Source organism: Prosthecobacter sp. (assembly GCF_044232965.1).
Classification (GTDB): Bacteria; Verrucomicrobiota; Verrucomicrobiia; order Verrucomicrobiales; family Verrucomicrobiaceae; genus Prosthecobacter.
Genome location: NZ_JBIIKX010000095.1, coordinates 1 through 20,319, shown reverse-complemented (window position 1 = coordinate 20,319; position 20,319 = coordinate 1). Strand labels below are relative to the sequence as shown.

The window sequence follows — 20,319 nt, the reverse complement described above, 5'->3', positions numbered from 1 at the left end:
GAAAGAGGTGGTGATCGCATTTGCGACTTTAGGCATGGGCAAACTGTTGAGCCCTGCCGCAAAGACGACACTGGCATTGCCTGCACCTCGCCAAGTGGCTGCCAACTGGGGGGTCAACACATGCAAGTACGGTGGAGAGATGTTTGCGATTGAGCACATCATGTATCGTCATGCGGCTAACTCGGGGTTCGCCAATGTCAGCCGATTCGCAGAAGGAGCGGGAGCACGGCAAATCCGAGGGATGGTCGATGATGCTCTCCGCTACGGTAAGCAGACCGGAACGGGCACCTTCGAGTATAATCTCTGAGGTGCTCTAACTTTCTGGACCAGGGACAACAGGAAACCCAAGATGCCAGAAACCATGAACAAGAAAGCCTATCAACGCTACACCCAGGAGTTCAAAGACAAGGCCGTAGGCCTGCTCAATTTTGGTAAACCCGTCGCCGAAGTCGCCCAGGAGTTGGAGGTCAGCACTTCCATGCTCTACGAATGGCGGCACAAGGCCCAAGGCACGCAAGGCGGTAGCGCAGGACTGCGAGCCGGAGGCGAGCAGTCCGAAGCGGACGCCTTGCGTGCCTTGCGGCGGCAGGTGGCCCGCCTCCAGGCTGAGAACGACATTTTAAAAAAGGCCGCCATCATCCTCGGCACCAAAACCCCCGGCAACTACGCGCCATGATCCAGAGCATCAACGATTCCACAGGTCACAGCGTGCGCTTCATTTGCGAGACGCTGGAGCTGCCCCGTAGCAGTTACCATCACGCAGCCCGACCCTGCGCTAGGCAGCTCTCCGATGCTGAGCTGAGCCCGCGTATCGAGGCCATCTTCCGGCAGCATCAACGCCGCTATGGCTACCGGCGCATCTACCACCTGCTGCGACAGGAGGGCGTCATCCTTTCTCCTGATCGTGTCAGACGGCTCATGCGCGAGGCGGGGCTCATCGCCCTCCAGCCGAGGACCTATGTGCCCCAGACGAGCGACGGCCGCGCAGACAAGCCCTCTGACAACCTCCTGCAAGGCCGCCCTCTGCCCACCAAGCCCAACGAGGTCTGGGCGGGCGACATTTGCTTCGCTATGCTCACCCTTCGGGCAGCCTGCGGCTGGCTGTCTCGCTGCGCTCGGCTCTTACATCCCCAGTGAGCAAGGCTGGCTCTACCTGGCCGTGGTCATCGACCTGTGCTCGCGCCGCATCGTCGGCTGGTGTCTGCGCGATCACCTGCGCAGTGATCTAGTCGTCGAGGCCCTCGACTCCGCACTCGCCGCCAGACGCGGCACCCAAGGCATCATCTTCCACAGCGACCGCGGCAGCCAGTATGGCAGCAGTGCTTTCCGTCAACGGCTGCGCGCCGCAGGCATGGAGCAAAGCATGTCTGCCAGAGCCAACCCCTATCACAACGCCTGGACCGAGTCCTTCATCGGCACGCTCAAGGCCGAGATGCTGCGCGATGGCTGCTTCACCAGCCAGCAGGACGCCGCCCACGAACTCTTTGCCTTCATCGACGGCTACTACAACACCCGCCGCCTGCACTCCTCCCTCAACTACAAGTCACCCTCCCTCTTCGAGTCAGAAATCGCTCTCGCTAACTAAATCATCCTCCGGTCCAAAAATGGCTGGCATCTCACTCGGTCGCACTATTGGGACGAACCAAGGAGGTGGAGCCGCAAACGGCATCCGAGTTCACCTCCGGGATGGGAACATCCAGACCGCCTTCCCGATCACCATTCCTTGACATATGAACGACGAACTTTTGGAACTATTCATCAAAGAGGATTGCGACCAACACGCTCAATCGGTTTTACTGAGTGCAATCAAAGAAAAGACTGGCACCGATGGGATCGAGGACTTCACGTTTAACCGCTTCAACATTCGCTTAGATTTCGGCACCAACCAAGTGGTGATCGATGATGACCTCAATCCTTCTGACGGTGAGTGCAGGTTGCCGCTCGCTGTCTTCTCCGCCCGCGTCGCGGAAATAAACATGTGATCCAACCAGCGCTGGACCGTCGACGCGGGTTGAGTTCATCCGCAAAGCCGGGTGTGTAATGGGCTCCTTTGCCAACTACCTCGGCAAAGGAGATCAGACCATGCCGGGGAACTTCTCCGGCAGATACTGGGGCAAGATCAACGCCGCACTTCTTCCGGTCGCATCCGCCCAAGCCATCGAAGTCCCTCACAAGATGGCCGCTATGTTCCGCCGCATCGCCCGCAAAAAAATGCAGAGCGATGTCAGCTCAAGCTGCTGGAAGCGCCACCTCGAACATCTGTACCGCGACGGCTGGCATGTGTCGCGCCTGCAATGGGAGACGGCCCAAAGCAGGCTGCACAGCGGCGCGAATATCATTCCCGTCTGGAGCACCCTGCCTGCCATGACGCACAAGGAGGACGGCATGACGTTCTCCGTTCCCGCCGCTGACCTCCGCATCAAGTATGACCGCGAGCACTTCCAGCAAATCATGAAAAGCCACCCGCTGCCGCGCCGCTGGCGGCTCCGCCACAATGACCGCGTCCGCCTGCTCTGCGACGCCTCCAAGTTCATCGCCGCCCTCGCACGGCTGCATCTGCCGGAGAGCGGAGGTTTTTTGACGTTCTCACGCTCACAAGCCGCGTGAGCACTTTGTCAAGTATTTGCACACTGACCCCGTTTCCTGTCGAGATGGGCGATCTGATAATCCTCACGCCCGATTTCCTTCAGCAGCGTCTTCAAAACGTCCTCGTTTTCGATCTCGCACAGCCCGAGCAGATCCGGCCCGGTGCCGCCGTGGAGCAGCTTGATCACACCCGCGAGCGCCTTGACCTTCGCGTCGAAGGCCTCCGGGGTCCAGCCCTGCTCCGGTGTGAATTCCAGGTCAGTGGCGAGCGGCGACGCGGTCGTGTCGAACAAATTGCCGACGTTCCAGAAGGCGAGCTTGATCTCAGGCATGGCTGAGGTCGGATTTCAGCAGAATCGCCTGGATGAGAAAAGCAGAAAGGCAGGAATTTGAATTCCTGCCTTCCTATCAAGTTATCTGGATCAACAGGCCTTTTACCGCCCCGTCTCGATCATCCGGGCGAACTCGGCGAAGAAGTACTTCGCGTCATGCGGGCCGGGGGCGGCCTCGGGATGGTATTGCACGCTGAGGACGGGTGCCTCGCGGTGGCGCATGCCTTCGACGGTGCCGTCGTTGAGGTTGATGTGCGTGACCTCGACGTTGCTGGGCAGCGAAGAGGGGTCGATGGCGAAGCCGTGGTTCTGGCTGGTGATGGAGACCTTGCCGTTGCGCAGGTCTTTGACGGGCTGATTGCCGCCACGATGCCCGAACTTGAGCTTGAAGGTCTTGCCGCCGTAGGCATGACCGAGAATCTGATGGCCGAGGCAGATGGCGAAGATGGGCTTCACGCCGATGAGCTGCTTCACCTCTTTGTGGATGTAATCGAGCGCGGCGGGATCGCCGGGGCCGTTGGAGAGGAAGACTCCGTCGGGGTTTTTGGCCAGCACGTCCTTGGCGCTGGTGGTGGCGGGGACGACATCCACGCGGAAGCCGTTCTGCCGCAGGCGGCGCAGGATGTTGCGTTTGATGCCGAAATCGTAGGCCACGATGTGATGCTTGGCGGTGGGAAGCGGGTGGTAGCAGCCCTCGGGAGCGCCTTCACGGTTCTGCGAGGGGCTGGGGATGTCCCATTCGCGGCTGTCCTGGTCCTCGGGGTCCCAGAGGTAGGGCTTCGGCGTGGTGACTTCCTTGACGTAGTCGCTGCCTTCCATGGTGGGGCTGTTCGCGGCGATTTTCACGGCCTCCTCGGCGCTGATGGCCTCGGAGGTGATGACGGCGCGCATCGCGCCCCGGGTGCGCAGGTGCGAGGTGAGGGCGCGGGTGTCGATGCCCTGGATGCCGGGGATGTTCCACTCCTTGAGGTAGGCGTCGAGGCTCTGCGTGCTGCGCCAGTTGCTCGGCACGTCGCACAGCTCCTCGATGACGAAGCCGCGCACATGCGGCTGGCTGCTCTCGGTGTCGAGCGGGTTCACGCCGTAGTTCCCGATCATGGGATACGTCATGGTGACGATCTGGCCGCGGTAGGAGGGATCGGTGAGCACCTCCTGATAACCGGTCATGGAGGTGTTAAAGCAGATTTCGCCGGTGTGGCTGGCATCGGCGCCGAACGCCGTACCTTCAAACACGCGGCCGTCTTCGAGGGCGAGGAGGGCTTTCTTCATCAAGGTGCGCCGCTGGTCATAGCCAGAAGGGCGGGGGGTGCAAGGAATGACGCAGGACGAATTTTCGAATGATGAAGGCGGGAGCGCGGTGGGGGAGGCTGTGAGAGGCGGCATCCTACTCGTCCTCCTACTCGAACTCGTCCTCGATGAGACGATCCGGTCGCCTTGGAAGGCATCGAATCATCCACAAGCCTCGTCCGCAGCCGCTTCATCCCATCTCGTGGCCGCGACCTGCCAATGACGCGCTTAGATCGAGGACGAGTTCGAGTAGGAGGACGAAGGAGCTGCCGCTCCTACTCTCCCACACGCAGGATGTCGCAGGTGATGAAGATGGCCTGGAGGATGTCTTCCTTCTCGAACTCGGGCTTGCCGGTCGGTTTGTGGAGGGAGAGGAGGCGGGCGGTGCCGGAAGGCATGGTGGTGCCAGTTGTGAGCTTGAAGCAGTGGTAATCGGTGAGCGGGAATTCGAGTCGGCGGCCCTGGGTGTCGAGGATGTGCTCGCGATGCTCAAAAGGCGCGGTGGTGTGGAATTCGGGGGCGATGTTGAGTTCGATTGTTTGTCCATCCGCGCCGATGATGGCTTCGAGTTCGACCTTGAAGCCGACGTTGCGGGTTTCGGTGATGATTTCGGGCACGCCCTCCTTGCTGATGCGCACATCGGCGAGCGCGGTGTGCTCCGCGCCCTGCTGCGTGGTGGCACGGACGCCGGACTTGGTCTCGATGCGGTTGGTGCCGAGGGTTTGCGCGCTTCCAGCCTTCACGGCGGCGAGGAGTTTATCGAGCTCGGCGCGGTGGCTGCTTTTGTTGGCGGCTTGAGTGGTGAGGCGGCGCAGCAGCGGGCCTGGGGCTTGGAGGACGTGGGTGGTGAAGGTGAGGTTGCCTGGCGACCAATGCCTTGCTTCAAGATCTGCCAGAAAAAGCTCAATTTTACGCAAGTTTTCCAAGGTGTTGCGTGCCACCAACTGACTCGATGTGACCGCGTAATGATTCGAGGCTCCATCTGGAAATGTGATGCCAGCTTCCTCGAAGAGCTGTTTCACATCTTTTCGTCGTTGTCCTGTGAATGGATCTTCTTCCATTGCCTCTGCCATGTGAGCTGGGTTGACCCAAAAAGTTCGAGTTTGCTGTCTGCCGGGGTTGCCATTGTCGATTTGAGGCACTTCGCTGTCGTTTTTGATCTGGTGAAATCGCTTCTTCGCCACCTGCGGCACGACATCGCACTTCAAGAACGAGGCCCAGAGTTTACCCTCGGAGTCGCGACCGTTCGGCTTCTGGAGGCTGATCAGCTTGGTGCTGCCTTTGGTGATGCTGAGGCCGCTGCTGGTTTTGAGGACATGGAAGTCGGTGGCGGGCATGGCGAAGCGCTGGCCGGAGGCGGGGTCGCGGAAATGGGCGCCGCGTGTTTCAGGAGGAGCGGGATGGAGTTCGTGGCTGAAGCTGAGTTCAACGGTGTGGCCGTCCGCGCTGACGACAGGATCGACTTCGAAGATCGAGCCGACTTTGCGCATCTCGAAGGTGACCTCGGGCTGGTTGTTGGCGTTAAGGTCAAAGCTGGAGATGAAGACATGCTCCCGCACGGATTCGTGCTTGGCGCGGATGCCGGATTTCGTTTCGAGGAATAGTGAGTCGATGAAACGGGCCTCGCCGCGTGCGACGGCGGCCTCCGCGGCAGTGAACAGCGCGGTGTCGTCAGCGCCTGTGGCGGTGGATTGACGGGAGTGGTCGCGCAGGAGCGTTTCCGGTGCCTCGATGGTGTGCAAGGTGAAGGCGATGGTCTTTGGGGCGACGGATTCGGCGTGGGAGATCAGAGCGCCAATGGCCTCGATCATGGCGGGGGTGTTGATGACGTGGAGATGTTCGCCCTTTTGTTCCAGCACGGCTCCGGCAGGGAAGGTGACGCCCTGTTCTTTCTCCAGCCATTCGCGAAGCGGATGGGAGTTTGTTTCCATGAGGGATTCGAGCAATCCGGGTGGTGCGCGGAAGGTGACGGCGGCCATGCCGGGTGGGGCGGAGGTCTGCGGTGACTGTGCCTGAGGCAGCGGTTGAACACGGTGAATGGTGCTGGTGAGAAAAGCGGCCCAGAGGACATCGGTTTTTTCATCTGCGAGGCCGACGGGTTTGGTGACGCCGATGAGTTTCGTGGCTCCGCTGCTGCTGACGAGCGAAGTGATGAATTCAGCGCCCGCAGTCACGGAGAAGGGGGATTCCGCGTCATGGCCGGTGAGCGGCTCGGTGACGGTGACCTGCCGGATGCGCGGTGTGATGGGATGGAGTTTGACGACGAGGCTGTTGTCGATGGTGATGCCATCGGCTCTCACTGTGGGTTCGACTTCGAGCACGAGACCAAGCGTGCGCATGTCCCATGAGGTGGCGGCGCGGCTTTTCGCGTCGAGATTGAGGTCAGCGGCGTGAATGTGCTCGCGCACGGCGGTGCTGCTGCTGTGGGTGCCGGATTTGGTTTCGAGAAACGCATCGCCGACAATGCGAATGTTGGAGCCGGGATTTTTCGCGTAGCCGAGCAGCGTGGTGAGTTCTTGCACGGCGTTCGCGTTCCGCGAAGCGGCGGCGTTGATCTGGCGGATGATTTCGCCCGGGCCTTCGAGGATGATGAGCTGGTGGGCGAGGGTGGCGGAATAATGAACTAGAATAGAGTCAAAAAAGGCTTCGGTTAGATCGAGATTTGGCTGCGTGTTGGTAACGGTGAGCAGGCCGGTCGTGGGATTGAAGGTGGCGCTGGAACCTTCGGGGAAGGTGATGCCTTGGGCTTCGAGGACTTGTTTGGCCGATTGACACCGAATTTTATCGTGGGATTGCGCAGGCTCAGGCTGACCTGCTGCAAATGGATCGGCCGGAGTCGCAGACTCGCCAACATTGGGCATGCTGAAGGAGAGGAAGTCCGGCGGGACTTTGAAGGTGCGGGTGTGCAACTCGGAGACGGCCTGCGCTTGCCAGGTGAAGGCGAGCGTGAGGAGCAGGAGAAGGCTGCGGAACGACATGCCGGGGAGAATACCGGAGGCGGTGACGGCGTGTCGAGCCTTCTTCGCCGAGGGTGCGAAGCCCGTGTCTGAATCAGAAATGGAGGAACTAAAAACTGGGAATGGGTCAGAATGGAGGAATGGCCGGGGCCGGGTCAGGCCCTTTTCAGTTCCTTCATTCCGCCATTCTCAGTTTTTCCATGCTTTCAGGGCTTTGCCGTCAAGGAGTGGTCAAGATGGTCAAGCGGGTGGCGCTGGAGTGCTTGACGATTCCTTGACCTTTTTGACAGGCGCAGCCTTGAACGGACCCGTTGCGGCGCAACGGGGCTACAATGTCTGATGAATGCGGCCCAGCGCCATGAGGATGTAGCTGGTGGTCAGGACGGAGTCGCTTTCCATCCAGCGGCCTTCGGTGTTGGCCCAGGAGCCGTCGCCTTTTTGGAGGTTGAGGAGCTTCTGGGTGATGTCGGCGCGCCAGTCGATGAGTTTGCCGTCTTTGGTCTTGATGTAGTCGATCTGGGCGATGCTGAGGGCCTTACTGAGGGTGTGGTAGTAGTAGTAGAGGCCCTGGGCACCGAGGCCGGGGTTTTCGTCGGCGCTGTAGTTGGCGCTGATCCATTCGATGACGGCTTTGACGCGAGGGTCATTTTTATCGAGGCCGGCGTAGATGAAGCTGAGGAGGCCGGCGTAGCTGATGCTGCCGTAACTGCGGAGAGAGATGGTGCCATCGGGGTTTTCAACCTTGGCACCGCGGGTTTCGGTGGGGTTGTAAATGAAGCCGCCAGCGTCTTTGGGGTCTTTGCTGACCCAGCTTGATTTGTTGCTCTCGGGGCGGTTTTGGCAGCGCTGGATGAAGTCGATGGCGGCACCGAAGTTGAGTTGGGGTTCGCCTTTGGCGGCGTCACCTTTGTCTGCGAGAAGGCTTTGCGCGTAGTAGAGGGCTTCGAGGGCGAAGGTGGTGTTGGAGAGGTCGGCGTGGGTGGCTTTTTCCTCGCCGTAGCCGATGCCGCCGTCGGTGGGGTTGTCGTTCTTGCCTTTTTCGTCGAGGTCGAGCTGGCGGGTGACGAGGTAACGGCGGGCCTTGAGCATGACCTCCTCGTTTTCAGGCTTGTTGTTCAAGAGCAGCCCGGTCAAGGCGATGGCGGTGTTGTAGGTGGCGCGGGCCTTGATGGTGATGGAGCCGTCGGGCTTGGCGTTGCTGATGAGGTAGCGGGTGGCATTCTCCACCTCGGCGGGGACGGGATCGCCGGGCTTGCGATTGGGGTCGAGCATGAACGCGGTCATGGCCAGACCGGTGATGGCGACGGGCTCGGCCTCGCCCCACTGGCCGGTTTGCTGGTTTTGCTTGGCACGGAGAAAATTCAGGCCGCGTTCGACACCGAGGCGGAGTTCCTGTTTGAGGGACTCATGGCGTGGTGCCTGGCTGGCGGCCTGTCCGAAGGCGGAGGAGGTCGCGAGAATGAGGAGGAAGGCGGAAAGTTTCATGATGGGATGAACTGGAGGCCAGAAGCGGGCGGCGTCAACGGGCAAGGAGCCAAGGCGGTCTGGCCGGGACGATTCTTGACCACGCCTTGACTTGCTTGACCATTTCTTGACCGGCGCTACTTCGCAGGCGTGATGATGAGCGTCACCTTCGTTTCTTCTGCCGGAATATTTGCGGGCATGCTGATCCAGAGATCATCGCGGTGGTTGCCTTTGGCGGGAGAGTTGATGATGGCGGTGCGGTCCACGTAGGTGGAGATGATGGAGCCGGTGATCTCGGCCACGAAGCCTTCCTCGTCGATGCGGGAGCCGTTGAAGATCCAGGTGTCGAGATCGGGAGGAGTTTTGCGCTCGTCGATGTTCTGGATGAAGTCGGAGAGGGGGACGTTTTTGACTTTGTCGCCTTCTTTCCACTCGCAGCGGATGTGGAGGCGGTTGGCTCCAGGAGTAGTGGGTTCGGTGTCCTTGTCTTGGTAGGGGCGCTCTTCCTTAGGATCGAGTTTTTCGAGGATGCCCTTGGTGGCGGGTTGGTAGTTGGCGAGGAGGAGGGCAAGCTGGACCTGAATGGGCTTCACCGTGGTCTGGAGGATGGTCTCGTGGACTTTCTCACCGGTTTCATGCACAAGGGCATATTCGATGGGCAGCTTTTGATGCAGAATGCTGCACGGGATGCGCAGTTCACGCGTGGCGGCGGTGATCTGGATGCCGTTGAGGTCGTAAATGCCCGGCGCGGATTCTTTGAGGAGCTTTTTGGCGTCTTCGAGCTGGGTTTTCGCGTCCACCTTCGGCGTGGCGGTGTCTTGGGCGGATGAAAATGAAACGCAGAGAATGGATAAGAGAAGCAGGGCACGCATGGGGCAGGCAAGAATACAACAAGGACTACGATACCCAGCATTGGCCTTCTTGCAGAGGAAGGTTGGGCCATGTTGAATCGGATTGCCGCATGTAGGCACGCTTTTGACCTACTTTTGCAGAGCTTCGAGGCGCCGACGGGCGGCAGTGGCCTCGCGGGTATTGTGGTCGAATTTGAGAAAAGTGGTGAAGGCTTGGATGGCGTCTTCTTTGCGACCTAGCTCGGCGCTGGCGATACCGAGGTGGTTGTAGAAGTCGTAAAAAGTGGGGAACAGCCGTGTGGCCTCGCCTGATGCGCGTGCGGTCTGCTCCCAGTCACGGCGCAGCAGGCCGTTCAGGCTCTGAAAGAAGAGTCTTTCATGCGGGTCATGCAACACTGCCGCCATATGGTCACTGAATGCCTTGGGGACGAGGTCCGGCTGCTCGATCAAGAGTGACATGTGGATGACAGGAGCGGCATTGTCGCCGTGAGGCATCATCCAGCCATAAACGAGCTCCTGCTCGATGAACTGGCGCATCTGGTCGGCGGCGAGTTCTGCTTCGTCGCGCATTCCAAGCAACTGATAGGCATGGAGGGTGTCGTCAATCATGTTGCGCCCGAGGAGCTGATCTGGGTCGAGCATGGCGATGAGACGCCGCGTTCCTTCCTTGTCACCACGGCTGACCAGCGCGGTGAGAATCAGCGAGCGGGCACGGCCCTGACGGCGGGGTGTTTGCAGGGTGCCGAGCGCTGCAAAGAGATCCACCTCCTGGCCGGTGCGAAGTTTCATCTGCAAATCGTGCAGCCGCAGCGCATCCTGTGTTTCCGGGGCGTCCGGCCGGTTGCGCCAGAGCTTGAAGATGTTCTCGAGTGCCTGGAGCGTGGGCGGATCGTCGGTATCCACCATTTGCGGGCTGGAGTTGATCAAGTCACCCCTTGTCTCGTCATCGGGCGCTTTGTCGAGCGCAAGGGTGAGCATGCCAAGCGCCAGGGGAACCTGCTGCGTTTCACGAGGAAAGGCTGCCGCGAGATCGACCCAGAAATCAAGATTCTCACGCGGCCATGTGCCAACGACTATCCACTGGCGGTAGAGCTGGAGGCAGTCGGAGTCTGGCAGATCGAGCATCCAGTCGGGGTGGAATGGTTCGGGAACTTTTGGGGTGTTCGCGGCTTTGGCGAGAGGGCTGGCGAGGAACCATTCCCGCAGAGCAGTGTGGGCCGGGTGGAGTTTCTGGGCTGCATTGATGGTTTTGAGGGCGTTGAGCTGCTGCGCGGCTTTTTGGCGGACGATGTCCTCACTGTAACGTGCGGCGGACATGGCCTTGTAGTGCTGGCGCGCCTGCTCGAAGCGACCCGCCTGCGCGAGGCGGCGGATGCAGCGCTGGAGGGATTCGAGCGTGATGTTGTCGAGAGTGCCTTTGAGCAGCTCGGTGGCAAGTGCGTGCGTGGCGTCGAGATCATGCGGCTCCGCGCGGGCGTAGCGGCGGATGGCGGCAAGCTCAGGCTGCAAATCTTCGCGCAGATGGACCAGGAGCGGGTCTGCCAGGGCATGCTGGAGCGGGGCATGGAGCTCATCCCAAAAGCATTTGCGCGCGGCGAGCCAGATGGTGAAGGCACGGATCGGGCGAGGGAGGTTTTTTTCGTTCCTGAGAGCGGCCAGCCAGTTTTTGAACTGGGCCATGTCAGTGGCGATGGCGGGTGAGTACCAGCCGAGATACTGGATGGCGGAGAAGCGGCGCGCGTCGGGCTGGCCGGCATCTGCGGCCATGAGGCAGCAGAGTTTGACGGCCTCCGGGACCAGGAGTGACTTCTCATTGCCTGGAGCCATGGCTTCGTCAGGCTCCGTCGCTTTTTCATCCTGCAAGTCACGCGGGCGCATGTGATCGAACCAGGCGGGCTTGTGGGTGGAGAGCCATGCTTTGACAGCAAGCGCCGGGCCGTCACCCGCGCCTCCGCCATCAAGGAGTAGTTCGTAACGTCGGCGCAGGGGCTGAAGAGCATCTTCGGCATCCTTGTTGAGCGGGCTTTCGAGTTCTGCCTTGAGTAGTGCCAGTTCTTTGTCACGCAGGTTCTGTTTTTGGTAGAGCGAGGCAAGGGTTTTGACCGTGCGGTGTCTCTCGTCGTCGTCGGACTTGGCGGCGAGGTAGGTTTCGATGGCCTGCGTGACGGCGGGCAGGTCTTTCCCACTCTGCACGGCAGACAGCCCCCAAACACGGAGCAAGGCGAGGGCAACAGGTCCCTGGCTGCCATGTTTCTGATGAAACGCGCGTGCTAGTTCAACGGCACGCTCGGGCGTGCCGCCGTCTGCATGCGCCACGGCGGCCCACAAGAGCACACGGTCGGCCTGCTCGGGCACGGTGAAACCTCCAGTTTCGTGAATGGCGATGATGAGCTTCCGCAGAGGAGTGATGATCTTGCCGAGCGCGGCAAAAGAAAAGCCGGGGAAGGTAGTCAGCTCCATGGCCATTTCTGGCTGCCAGCGCGCAGCGTGGCCAATGCGCCGCAGGTCTTCAAGCACCTGCTCGTGCTGGCCGTTCGCATTTTTTTGCGTCATGCTGGCACCGAATTCCGAGAGGCTGGGGATGATGGGCACCATTGGGATGCTGGAATCACGCTTGGGAAGGTGTCGTGTCTCGAATTCCATCCACTGCGGCCACCACTGGGCCGAGTGGCGCCACCAGTCGCGCATGGCGTCCTCGTTTTCGGCCAGTTTGAGGAAGGCGCGGATGTTTTCGACGGCGGAGGATTTGGCGATGATAGACTCCTTGATCCCACGCAGCCGGGCAAGAAACTCAAAGGCCGATTTTTCATCGTTGGTCTCCAGGGCGAGCAAAATGGCCTGCAGCGTGCTGGCGGGCACGGAGTAGTATTCTGAATAATTCGCAAGCCCCCGCCAGGCATCAAGCGCCTCAGCAGGCCGGCCGCGGGCAATGGCATTTTCGGCAAGCCGCTCGATGGCGCTGAGGTGGTAACCTGGATCAAGGTTCGCCTCCGCCATGAGCGCACGGTGGATAACGGCCTCCTCGGCGAGTTTGCCACGACGTTTGAGCATGAGACCTCGGAGAAAGCGAGCTTCGGTGTTCGGTTCGCTTAAAGGGGGCGTGGCATCACAGAGTTCCAAGAGGTGCAGCATGAGCGGCGGTGGATCCTGGGTGACCTGCTGGCGGTCCAGCAACTCGATGTAGGTAACCGCTTTCCACAGCCGCTCCCCGTACCACGGCCCTGGTTCGAAGCGGGTGAGAGACTCGATGGCGAGACGTGTCAGCTCTGCGTAGTCGAATTCTTCGCGCTTGAGGGCTTTGTCGATGGCCTGGGTAAAGTCTTCGGCCGTTTTCAGAGTGGCAGGCACATCCCAATCCGGCAGAGCGTCAGGATGCGCGGAGATCCAAGAGCGCAAGCGTTCCCGCAGGCCATGATATAGACCCTGGGCTTGCACCCTCACGCGCGCGCTGGCGAGAGTTGTGTCGAATTCTTTGCCAAAGCGGCCTTCTTTGCCAAGAGCGGCCAGCACATCCGCAAGCAGCGTGGCAACCGCTGGTTTTTCTGCGGCGAGGGCATCGACTTTAGAGGCGAGACGAGTCATCAATTGTGCGGTCTGCGGCGTGTCACGGGCGATGAATTTCTCCAAGTCAGCGCGGAGGGCTTCAGGCTGCTGTAACCGGGCGTGCAGCAGGCAGAGGCGCTGGAGCAGGGCGAAAACATCACCGTCGTCGAGCGCGAGGCCGTCCTGCGCGGCTTGGAGAGCTTGTTTGGGCTCTTTTTCGTCAAGCAACTCGCTGCGGACGGCGTGGCTCCAAGCGCGGCGAAAGGCGGATACTTTCGAGTTGTTGGCGATGGGGGTGAGGAGGGCCAGCGCCTCTGCGTTTTGCTTGGTGGCCTGCAAATTGAGGGCAAGGATGTACTCGGCGAGGGCGCTGTCTTCGAGCGGTACGGAACCTCTCTGGGCGTCGAGAATGCCGCGCAGGTGTTGGATGGAGACCGCATGAGCCTCCTCCATGTAGTCGATGTAGGCGATCTGTGTCCTGGCAAAGAATTGGGTGCGGGCGTCCTTGGGAAAGAACTCGATGGTTTTTTCGTAGGCGGCGCGGCGGAGCTTGAGGTCGCCATTGAGCGGAAAGCGCTCCGCCACGAGGTCGAGCTGGCCCTCACCGCTGGGCATTTGTGGGAAATCGCCAATATCACCTTTGCTGGCAGTGGCAGGGACGGGCGCGTCGGTAGCCGCCTCCAGCGTCACCGGTTTGTCCAACCAGGCATGTAGCGTGGCCACGGATTCCATGAAGGGTTTCACCTCGGCGGCAGGCAGGCGGGAGGATTTGATCTGATAGGTGAGCGTGGCGTGTAGCTTGTTGGCCCCGTCGAGATTCCAGCGCGCGCTGCCCTGGCCATGCTCATGTGTGATGTTGAGAGGTGGCGGAATGGTGGCAGGGCGGAAGCCTGCTGGCAGGGTGATGACAGAGTTTGTCAGGTTGGTTTCACGCCAGAGGAAGCCTTCAGTCTGACGTTGGTGCCCATCGCCCAGGTCTGGGAGCAAACTGGCATCAAAAGGAAAACGCAGGGTGGGGGAGCCGTTCGCGGGGACTATGAAATAAGCATGGATGCGGTGGGGTTGGCCGAGGGGACGCTTCTCGGTTTTTAGATCGATGACACTGGCACCGGGCCAGACCGCCTCAAGATGGCGCGTGAGGCGGTTTTTGAGCTCGATGCGCGTGCTTTTGGCCTCAATGTTTTGAAAATAATTGCCGAGGTAGCCTTGGCTTTCGAGCGTGGCCCAGCCGGAGATCTCGCCGGTGGCGGAGAGCTTGGCGTCGAAATTCAGCGCATAGCTGCCGGCATCCTCAGGCGGAGTGTGCATCCAGCGCTCAGGCTTGGAAATGACCAGCACGTCACGATCGGCGTCATTGGGTGAAAGCATGCCGGGGGTGGAGCCTTCGATGGTGGGATCACAAAACACAGGGCCGTCTGGCAGGTCTGCGACGAGAATGGCGTGGTCGAAGTCACGGTAGTCTGCGCTGCGGCGCTCGACACGACCGAGGTGAGCGGTGTTGAGCAGCACGAGGTGCGCTGGGATGCCTTTGAAGCGTAGCATGGCGGCCAGCAGGCTGGCCTTGTCTTTGCAGTCGCCGTATTGATGTTCCCATACTTCGGCGGCAGGATGAGGTTCGATGTCGCAAGTGCCGAACTCCAGGCCAACATAGCGCACATCGTTTGCAGCATGTGTGTGGAGAATGCCGAGGATTTCGCGAGGGGTTTTGGCCTGTGCGGTCCAACGCGTCACCTCGGCCTCAAGCTTGCTGCCCAGCACAAGTCGCTGCTCCACGAGCGGGTGATACCAGTCCACGAACTGCGTCCAGTTTTGCAGCGTGGTGAGGCGTATGAGCGGGCCGGTCTGGTCAAACGGCGCACGGCTCGGTTCAGCGTCTATGTAGGGTGTGTTTTCCGCCTCCCATGTCCAGCGGTGGCGACCGTTTGGTTGCACTGCTGTTTTTGCCTCCGGCACGCCACTGCCCAGCGGAGTCAGACGCAACCGCGTGGCGTAGCCAGAAGGCATTTCTGCGATACTGCGAATAACCCGCGCGGGCCAGCCAAAGCGAAACCCGAAATCCGTGGTGTAATGCCCGTGAATGCGCGGTCGCGATTCCTCGATAATGAGAGTGTATTCGGTGAGCGTGCCAGGTTTGACATTGGGAAAGATAATGACGACCTCTCCGCTGTCATTGTAGAGGTCGGAATCAGCCTCACGCTGCGGGGTCTGGAGGAAGCGGGCGTCCGGCCGCACATCCTGACGGCGGCCATCTGGCTGGATGCTGCGCGCCAGGAGAAGGTGAGGCGTCTGTGTGCTGAGGCGGTAGCCATGGACTTCGCGTCCGCAGCCTTCGGCACCATTCTGCGAGATGGCACGGCAAATTTGATGTCGGACAATGAGGCGTGAGCCGTCTGGACGGATGTGGTGGATGGTCTCATCAAGCACGATCCAGCCATGCTCCGCCGTCTTTGGTGGTTCCCCGGCAGTTTGCAGCGCTGTTTCTAGCGGCGTGAGCAATGGTTCGACGAGAGCGTAATCCGCAGGTTCCTGCGTCGAAACCGGCTGCCCGAAGGCGGTGATGTGAGGTGCGAGAAAAGCAACGGCTGCCAGGGCAAATTTAATCTTCATGCACCCCCGGATTATCCAATTTCCGAAAAAGTGGCAAGCGTGAACGTCATTATTACATCATAATGTTTCCGTAATGACTACGGCGCGACGCTGATACGCAAGCGTTTGTCTTCCTGTTTTTAAAGCTTTGGGAGCTTGTAAGTGCCGGTGCGGAGGGATTTTTCGACGTTTTTGGGTGTCACGGCGACGGGCTCGACCTCGTAGGCGGGCAGGGGCTTGAAGTTTTTGTCGGTGCGCAGCCGGAGGACGATTTGCAGGGCGAGATCGACGAGCGCGGGTTGGACGATGGTGGCGTCAAGCTGGCCCAAGCGGACCAGTTCCATGCCCTTTTTCTGCCCAGGGATGCCGTCGGTGCCTATGACGAAGATGTTTTCACGCTGGCCTGCATCGCTGGCCGCTTTCGCGGCAGCGACGGCGAGGGCGTCGTTATGGGCGAAGATGACGTCGAACTGCTTTTGCAGTTGGAAGGCTTCGGCGGTGCGCAGGGTGGCATTTTCAGGTTTCCAGTCGGCGAAGGCATCGTGAACCTGGATGACGCCGGGTTGCGCATTCAGCGCCTCGTTGAAGCCGGTGGCGAGGTCGTTGGTGAGAGGGCTGTCTTCGACACCTCGGATCTGGATGACGCGGCCAGTCACCTCGGTGCGCTTTTCCTCGGCAGCCTTGCGCTTGAGTGCCTCAAGAGCGGCCTCTGCAGCCAGACGGCCGACACGGCGCTGGTCGCTGAAGACGATGGTGGCGCAGCCTTCGTTGAGCATGCGCTTGTCGAGGCCGATGACGGTGATGCCAGCGGTGGTGGCCTCGACGATGAGGGCGGCGAGGGCAGGGGGATCAATAGGGCTGACAAAGATGGCGGCAGGTTTGGAGTCGATGGCCTGGCGGAACTGTGCCGCCTGCTGGGAGGCCGCACCTGCGGCATCGTGCGTGGTGAGCTTGTAGCCAGCCTGACGGCTGACGAGCATGGCAAGGCCGTTGCGCTGAAACTCCTGGAGGGGAATTCGAGTGTCCTGGAGAAGCAGAACGACCTCGGCACGCGCGTCTTTGGCAGCAAGGCCGGTGGCTGCGGCGATTTCAGAAACTGGCGAGGGTTTGCCTGGCGCAGCCGCGCTGGCCGGGGTGCTTTTTTTCTCCTGTTCCGGTTCGGATGAAGGACGGCAGGCGGCCAGGGAGAGGGCGCCGATGGAACAAACCAGGATTCGAGTGCTGAGGTGCATGATCAGAATAGGGGGTAGTTTAGGCCGAGAAGCCACTTCCGCACAAGCTGCGATGACGTTGAAAATGAGACACAGGCTTTTGCTTGCAGAATGGAGGGATTGCCACAGACTCCGCGCCTGTTTGCCCTCCCCACCCCTTTCATAATGAGCCATAAAAAGAAGACTGCTGTCGTCACTGGAGCCGCTGGGTTTCTCGGATCACATCTGACGGACCGCCTGCTCAAGGAGGGATACAAAGTGATCGGCATCGACAACCTGCTGACCGGCAGTGTTCACAACATCGAGCATCTGGCGGGGAATGCTGACTACAAGTTTATTCACCACGATGTGACTGAGTTCATTTACCTGCCGGGTGAGGTGAGTCTGGTGTTTCACTTTGCCTCACCTGCAAGCCCGATTGACTATTTAAAGCTGCCGATTCAAACCCTGAAGGTGGGATCGCTTGGCACGCACAACGCCCTGGGATTGGCCAAGGCCAAAGGGGCTACCTTTCTGTTGGCCTCAACCTCGGAGACGTATGGCGATCCGCTGGAGCATCCGCAAAAAGAGACTTACTGGGGCAATGTGAATCCGATCGGTGTCCGAGGCGTGTATGACGAGGCCAAGCGTTTCGCTGAGGCGTTGGTGATGGCCTACCACCGCTATCACGGCATGGACACGAAGATTGTCCGAATCTTCAACACCTACGGCCCAAGGATGCGCCTGGAAGACGGGCGGGTGGTGCCGGCCTTCATCGGTCAGGCGTTGCACGGGGAGCCGTTGACGGTGTTTGGGCAGGGGCAGCAGACACGCAGCTTCTGCTTTGTCTCCGATTTAATCGACGGCATCTACCGCCTGTCACAAAGCGACTACCACGAACCGGTGAACATCGGCAACCCCGCTGAGATGACGATCATGCAGTTTGCCGAGGCGATTTTGCGCATCACGGGAAGCGAATCGAAGATCGATTATCGTCCGCTGCCTGCGGATGACCCGAAAGTGCGTCAGCCGGACATCACGCTGGCACGAAAACTTCTGGGATGGGAGCCCCAAGTGCCGTTTGAGGAGGGGATTTCACGCACGATCGAGTATTTTCGCGACTTTCTGAGAATCCCTGCTTGATGCGCAGGGCGTTTTGCTGATAAAACAAAAAATACCAAGAACAACCATCTGCCACATTCATGAAATCATCCGTTCTGACTTTTGCGTTCATTTTGATTGCCACCGGCCTTTCCGCGCAGGCACCTGTCAACGATGGCAAGGCCAGAATCATCGTGGACATCAAAAAAGCGGACGTCAAAGAGCAGCCGACACCGATGTTTAGCGCTGGAAACGTGAATGAAAAACGCTGGCGTCCAAAAAATTGGGTCGAGGTGGACGTGGAGTTCGACATCAAACTCCCCCCGGAGGCAGGTGGCCGGGACGGCACCTTCCCCGCCATGCAGATGAACATTTATCTGGCTTTGCAGCACATGTCCAAGGATGGCAAGCGCGAGGTGCTGAAAGGAACACTGGATCTGATCAATGTGCCTGCGAGTGACACCTGCCACGCTTTGGCCTACGTCTCGCCTATGACCATGAAGGCGATCTTTCAAAAAGACACCGTGATTGCCGCCACAGATATCCAAGGCTGGGGGGTGGAAGTTATTATCGAAGGGGAGCGCAGGGCACTCAAAGCAAGCGTGGGCAAGGACCCCTGGTGGGAAAAAGCTGAGAACTTTGCCATCATGCCGGAAATGGTGCTGAGCAAATCCAAGACGCCATTTTCCATACTGTGGGGTGATTATGATGTGCAGGTTCAGCCCAAGTGAGCGAGGTTTCCAGGTGATTTAAACAACAGCGTCCAACTTATTCCAGCATGGCAGACTCTAACAGCATTGCGGTGATCAACCTCGGCTCCCAGCGCGTGGGCGGTGCATTGTTCAGCAGGACTTCGGGGGGCGATCTGATTTTAAAGCGCTATGAGTTTGTGGAGCTGGACGGTGACCCCTCAGTGGATGTCAGCAGGCTGCCTCAGCTCAAGGTGGGGCTCAGCGAATTGGTGGCGAAGCTCAAGATCAAAGGACAGAAGGTTTGGTGTGCCGTTCCAGGCCACCCGGTCTTCAGTCGTTTTGTGAAGCTTCCGCCCGTGCAGGGAGACAAGCTTGCCCAGATCGTCGAGTTTGAGGCACGTCAGAATGTGCCTTGGCAGTTGGACGAGGTGTCATGGGACTACGAAGTGGTCGCCAAGAGTGATCTTGGTGAGGTGGAGGTTGTTTTGGCCGCCATGAAAATCGAGCCGCTCAACGAGATGCACGCCGAGGTCGTCTCGTGTGGCATCAATGTGGTGGGAGTCGATGTGGGGCCGTTGGCGCTCTACAATGCTTTTCGTTATAGCTATCCTGATGTGGACGAGCCTGCGCTCGTGATTGATCTCGGCGCTCGATCAACCAACTTGGTTTTTGTGGAGGGAGATCGCTTTTTCACCCGCAACCTGCTCGTTGGTGGTGCGGCGGTCACCAATGCGATTGCCAAGGAGTTTGGGATTCCCTTTGCAGAAGCGGAGCGGCAAAAATGCTCGCAGGGTTTTGTGGCGCTGGGCGGCGCGGTCGAGGATCATCCAGACGAGGGGGTCAACGCGATGTCCAAGGTCATGCGCAACTCAATGACGCGCCTGCACTCCGAAGTGATGCGGACCATCACTTTCTATCGAAGTCAGCAAGGCGGAAGCGCGCCTAAGCGTGTTTTCCTGGCCGGTGGCGGTTCGGCGGCAGGATACATCGCCGAGTTCTTCACCGAGAAGCTCAAGCTGCCGGTGGAAGTTTTCAATGGCATGCGTGGTGTTCAGGCAGACCGTGGCGTGAACGCAGAAGCAGGACAGGTTGATGCACCCGCAATGGGTGAGCTTGTCGGGCTGGCCCTGCATGGCATGGGCTCGTGCCCGTGTGAAATTGAACTCGTGCCTGACGCACTGGCCTCTTCGCGTGATGCAGCGCGCCGCGCGCCAGCTCTGGTGATGTCTGGGTTGTGCATTTTGGCAGCACTAGGTGCGGCCATCTTCTGGTTTAACAATGCTGAAGCAGCGATTCAGGAACGGGCGGCTGGCGTTCAGGCCGAGGTTTCCCGCTTAGGCAGGCTGGCTGGGGAAATCAGCCAACTAGATGATCGGCAGGAGGAGCTTCGGCTGCGCAGCTCACAACTGGAGAAGGCTGTCACAGATCGCTCCTGGTGGGTGCGTTTGCTCAACGAGCTTAATCAGCAGTTCGACAACGACCTGCTCTGGCTGACCTTGATTGAGCCGATCAAGGATGGCAAACCGATCACCAGCCCCTTGTGGAGTGGTTCCAGCGCTGAAGATAAGTCTTCCAAATCCGAGGCTGGCAGCAAAGGTGGCGCACCTGCGGCCCCGGTTTACGAGCTTCGACTTCTTGGTTTGTACCGTCGTAATAACGAGGGTGAACAGAAAGTCGTGTATGATTTCGCAGCCAAGGTGGCCAAACTCGACGCCTTTGGTGTGACGGAT

Annotated in this window: 15 protein-coding genes and 1 pseudogene; 9 read left to right on the top strand and 7 right to left on the bottom strand. The window is 59.7% G+C overall.

Annotated features, from left to right (window positions below):
- The 6 genes and pseudogenes from ACILSI_RS24395 to ACILSI_RS24370 all read left to right on the top strand — a co-directional run.
- Positions 1–307 (top strand): annotated as a pseudogene (locus tag ACILSI_RS24395) (hypothetical protein); the annotation flags it as partial.
- A 54-nt stretch (positions 308–361) separates the two neighbouring features.
- Complete coding sequence (locus ACILSI_RS24390; RefSeq protein WP_395724535.1) at positions 362–676, top strand: transposase; 315 nt, start codon at positions 362–364, stop codon at positions 674–676.
- Complete coding sequence (locus ACILSI_RS24385) at positions 673–1,137, top strand: IS3 family transposase (RefSeq protein ID WP_395724534.1); 465 nt, start codon at positions 673–675, stop codon at positions 1,135–1,137. Before ACILSI_RS24390 ends, ACILSI_RS24385 begins: the two co-directional genes overlap by 4 nt.
- 22 nt (positions 1,138–1,159) lie before the next feature.
- Positions 1,160–1,585, top strand: a complete 426-nt coding sequence (locus ACILSI_RS24380) for an IS3 family transposase (protein ID WP_395724533.1) — start codon at positions 1,160–1,162, stop codon at positions 1,583–1,585.
- Between the two features lie 145 nt (positions 1,586–1,730).
- A complete protein-coding gene (locus ACILSI_RS24375) occupies positions 1,731–1,982 on the top strand; it encodes a hypothetical protein (protein ID WP_395724532.1) in 252 nt (83 codons plus the stop codon).
- Between the two features lie 58 nt (positions 1,983–2,040).
- Entirely contained in the window at positions 2,041–2,607 is a 567-nt protein-coding gene (locus ACILSI_RS24370; protein ID WP_395724531.1) for a hypothetical protein, read from the top strand.
- Between the two features lie 8 nt (positions 2,608–2,615).
- On the opposite strand, the gene ACILSI_RS24365 is transcribed toward ACILSI_RS24370, so the two are convergent.
- The 7 genes from ACILSI_RS24365 to ACILSI_RS24335 all read right to left on the bottom strand — a co-directional run bounded on the left by ACILSI_RS24365 (position 2,616) and on the right by ACILSI_RS24335 (position 16,838).
- A complete protein-coding gene (locus ACILSI_RS24365; protein ID WP_395724530.1) occupies positions 2,616–2,918 on the bottom strand; it encodes a hypothetical protein in 303 nt (100 codons plus the stop codon).
- A 102-nt stretch (positions 2,919–3,020) separates the two neighbouring features.
- Positions 3,021–4,187, bottom strand: coding sequence for a glutamine-hydrolyzing carbamoyl-phosphate synthase small subunit (gene carA / locus ACILSI_RS24360; protein WP_395724529.1), 1,167 nt, complete (start codon positions 4,185–4,187; stop codon positions 3,021–3,023).
- Positions 4,188–4,480: 293 nt separating this feature from the next.
- Positions 4,481–7,183, bottom strand: coding sequence for a hypothetical protein (locus tag ACILSI_RS24355; protein ID WP_395724528.1), 2,703 nt, complete (start codon positions 7,181–7,183; stop codon positions 4,481–4,483).
- Positions 7,184–7,489: 306 nt separating this feature from the next.
- Positions 7,490–8,647: a prenyltransferase/squalene oxidase repeat-containing protein gene (locus tag ACILSI_RS24350; RefSeq protein ID WP_395724527.1), complete on the bottom strand. Its 1,158-nt coding sequence runs from the start codon at positions 8,645–8,647 to the stop codon at positions 7,490–7,492.
- Positions 8,648–8,763: 116 nt separating this feature from the next.
- Positions 8,764–9,498, bottom strand: a complete 735-nt coding sequence (locus tag ACILSI_RS24345) for a YdjY domain-containing protein (protein ID WP_395724526.1) — start codon at positions 9,496–9,498, stop codon at positions 8,764–8,766.
- Positions 9,499–9,606: 108 nt separating this feature from the next.
- Positions 9,607–15,627: a DUF3857 domain-containing protein gene (locus ACILSI_RS24340; RefSeq protein WP_395724525.1), complete on the bottom strand. Its 6,021-nt coding sequence runs from the start codon at positions 15,625–15,627 to the stop codon at positions 9,607–9,609.
- Between the two features lie 119 nt (positions 15,628–15,746).
- Positions 15,747–16,838 (bottom strand): substrate-binding domain-containing protein, encoded by a 1,092-nt coding sequence (locus tag ACILSI_RS24335; RefSeq protein WP_395724524.1) that lies wholly within the window; start codon positions 16,836–16,838, stop codon positions 15,747–15,749.
- Between the two features lie 144 nt (positions 16,839–16,982).
- On the opposite strand from ACILSI_RS24335, the gene ACILSI_RS24330 reads away from it, so the two are divergent.
- The 3 genes from ACILSI_RS24330 to ACILSI_RS24320 all read left to right on the top strand — a co-directional run.
- Entirely contained in the window at positions 16,983–17,939 is a 957-nt protein-coding gene (locus ACILSI_RS24330; protein WP_395724523.1) for a UDP-glucuronic acid decarboxylase family protein, read from the top strand.
- Between the two features lie 92 nt (positions 17,940–18,031).
- Positions 18,032–18,628 carry an Amuc_1102 family pilus-like protein gene (locus ACILSI_RS24325; protein ID WP_395724522.1) on the top strand — a complete coding sequence of 199 codons (597 nt, stop codon included), beginning with the start codon at positions 18,032–18,034 and terminating at the stop codon, positions 18,626–18,628.
- A 47-nt stretch (positions 18,629–18,675) separates the two neighbouring features.
- On the top strand, positions 18,676–20,319 hold a 1,644-nt coding region (locus ACILSI_RS24320; protein WP_395724521.1), incomplete at its 3' end, for an Amuc_1101 family PilM-like pilus complex protein.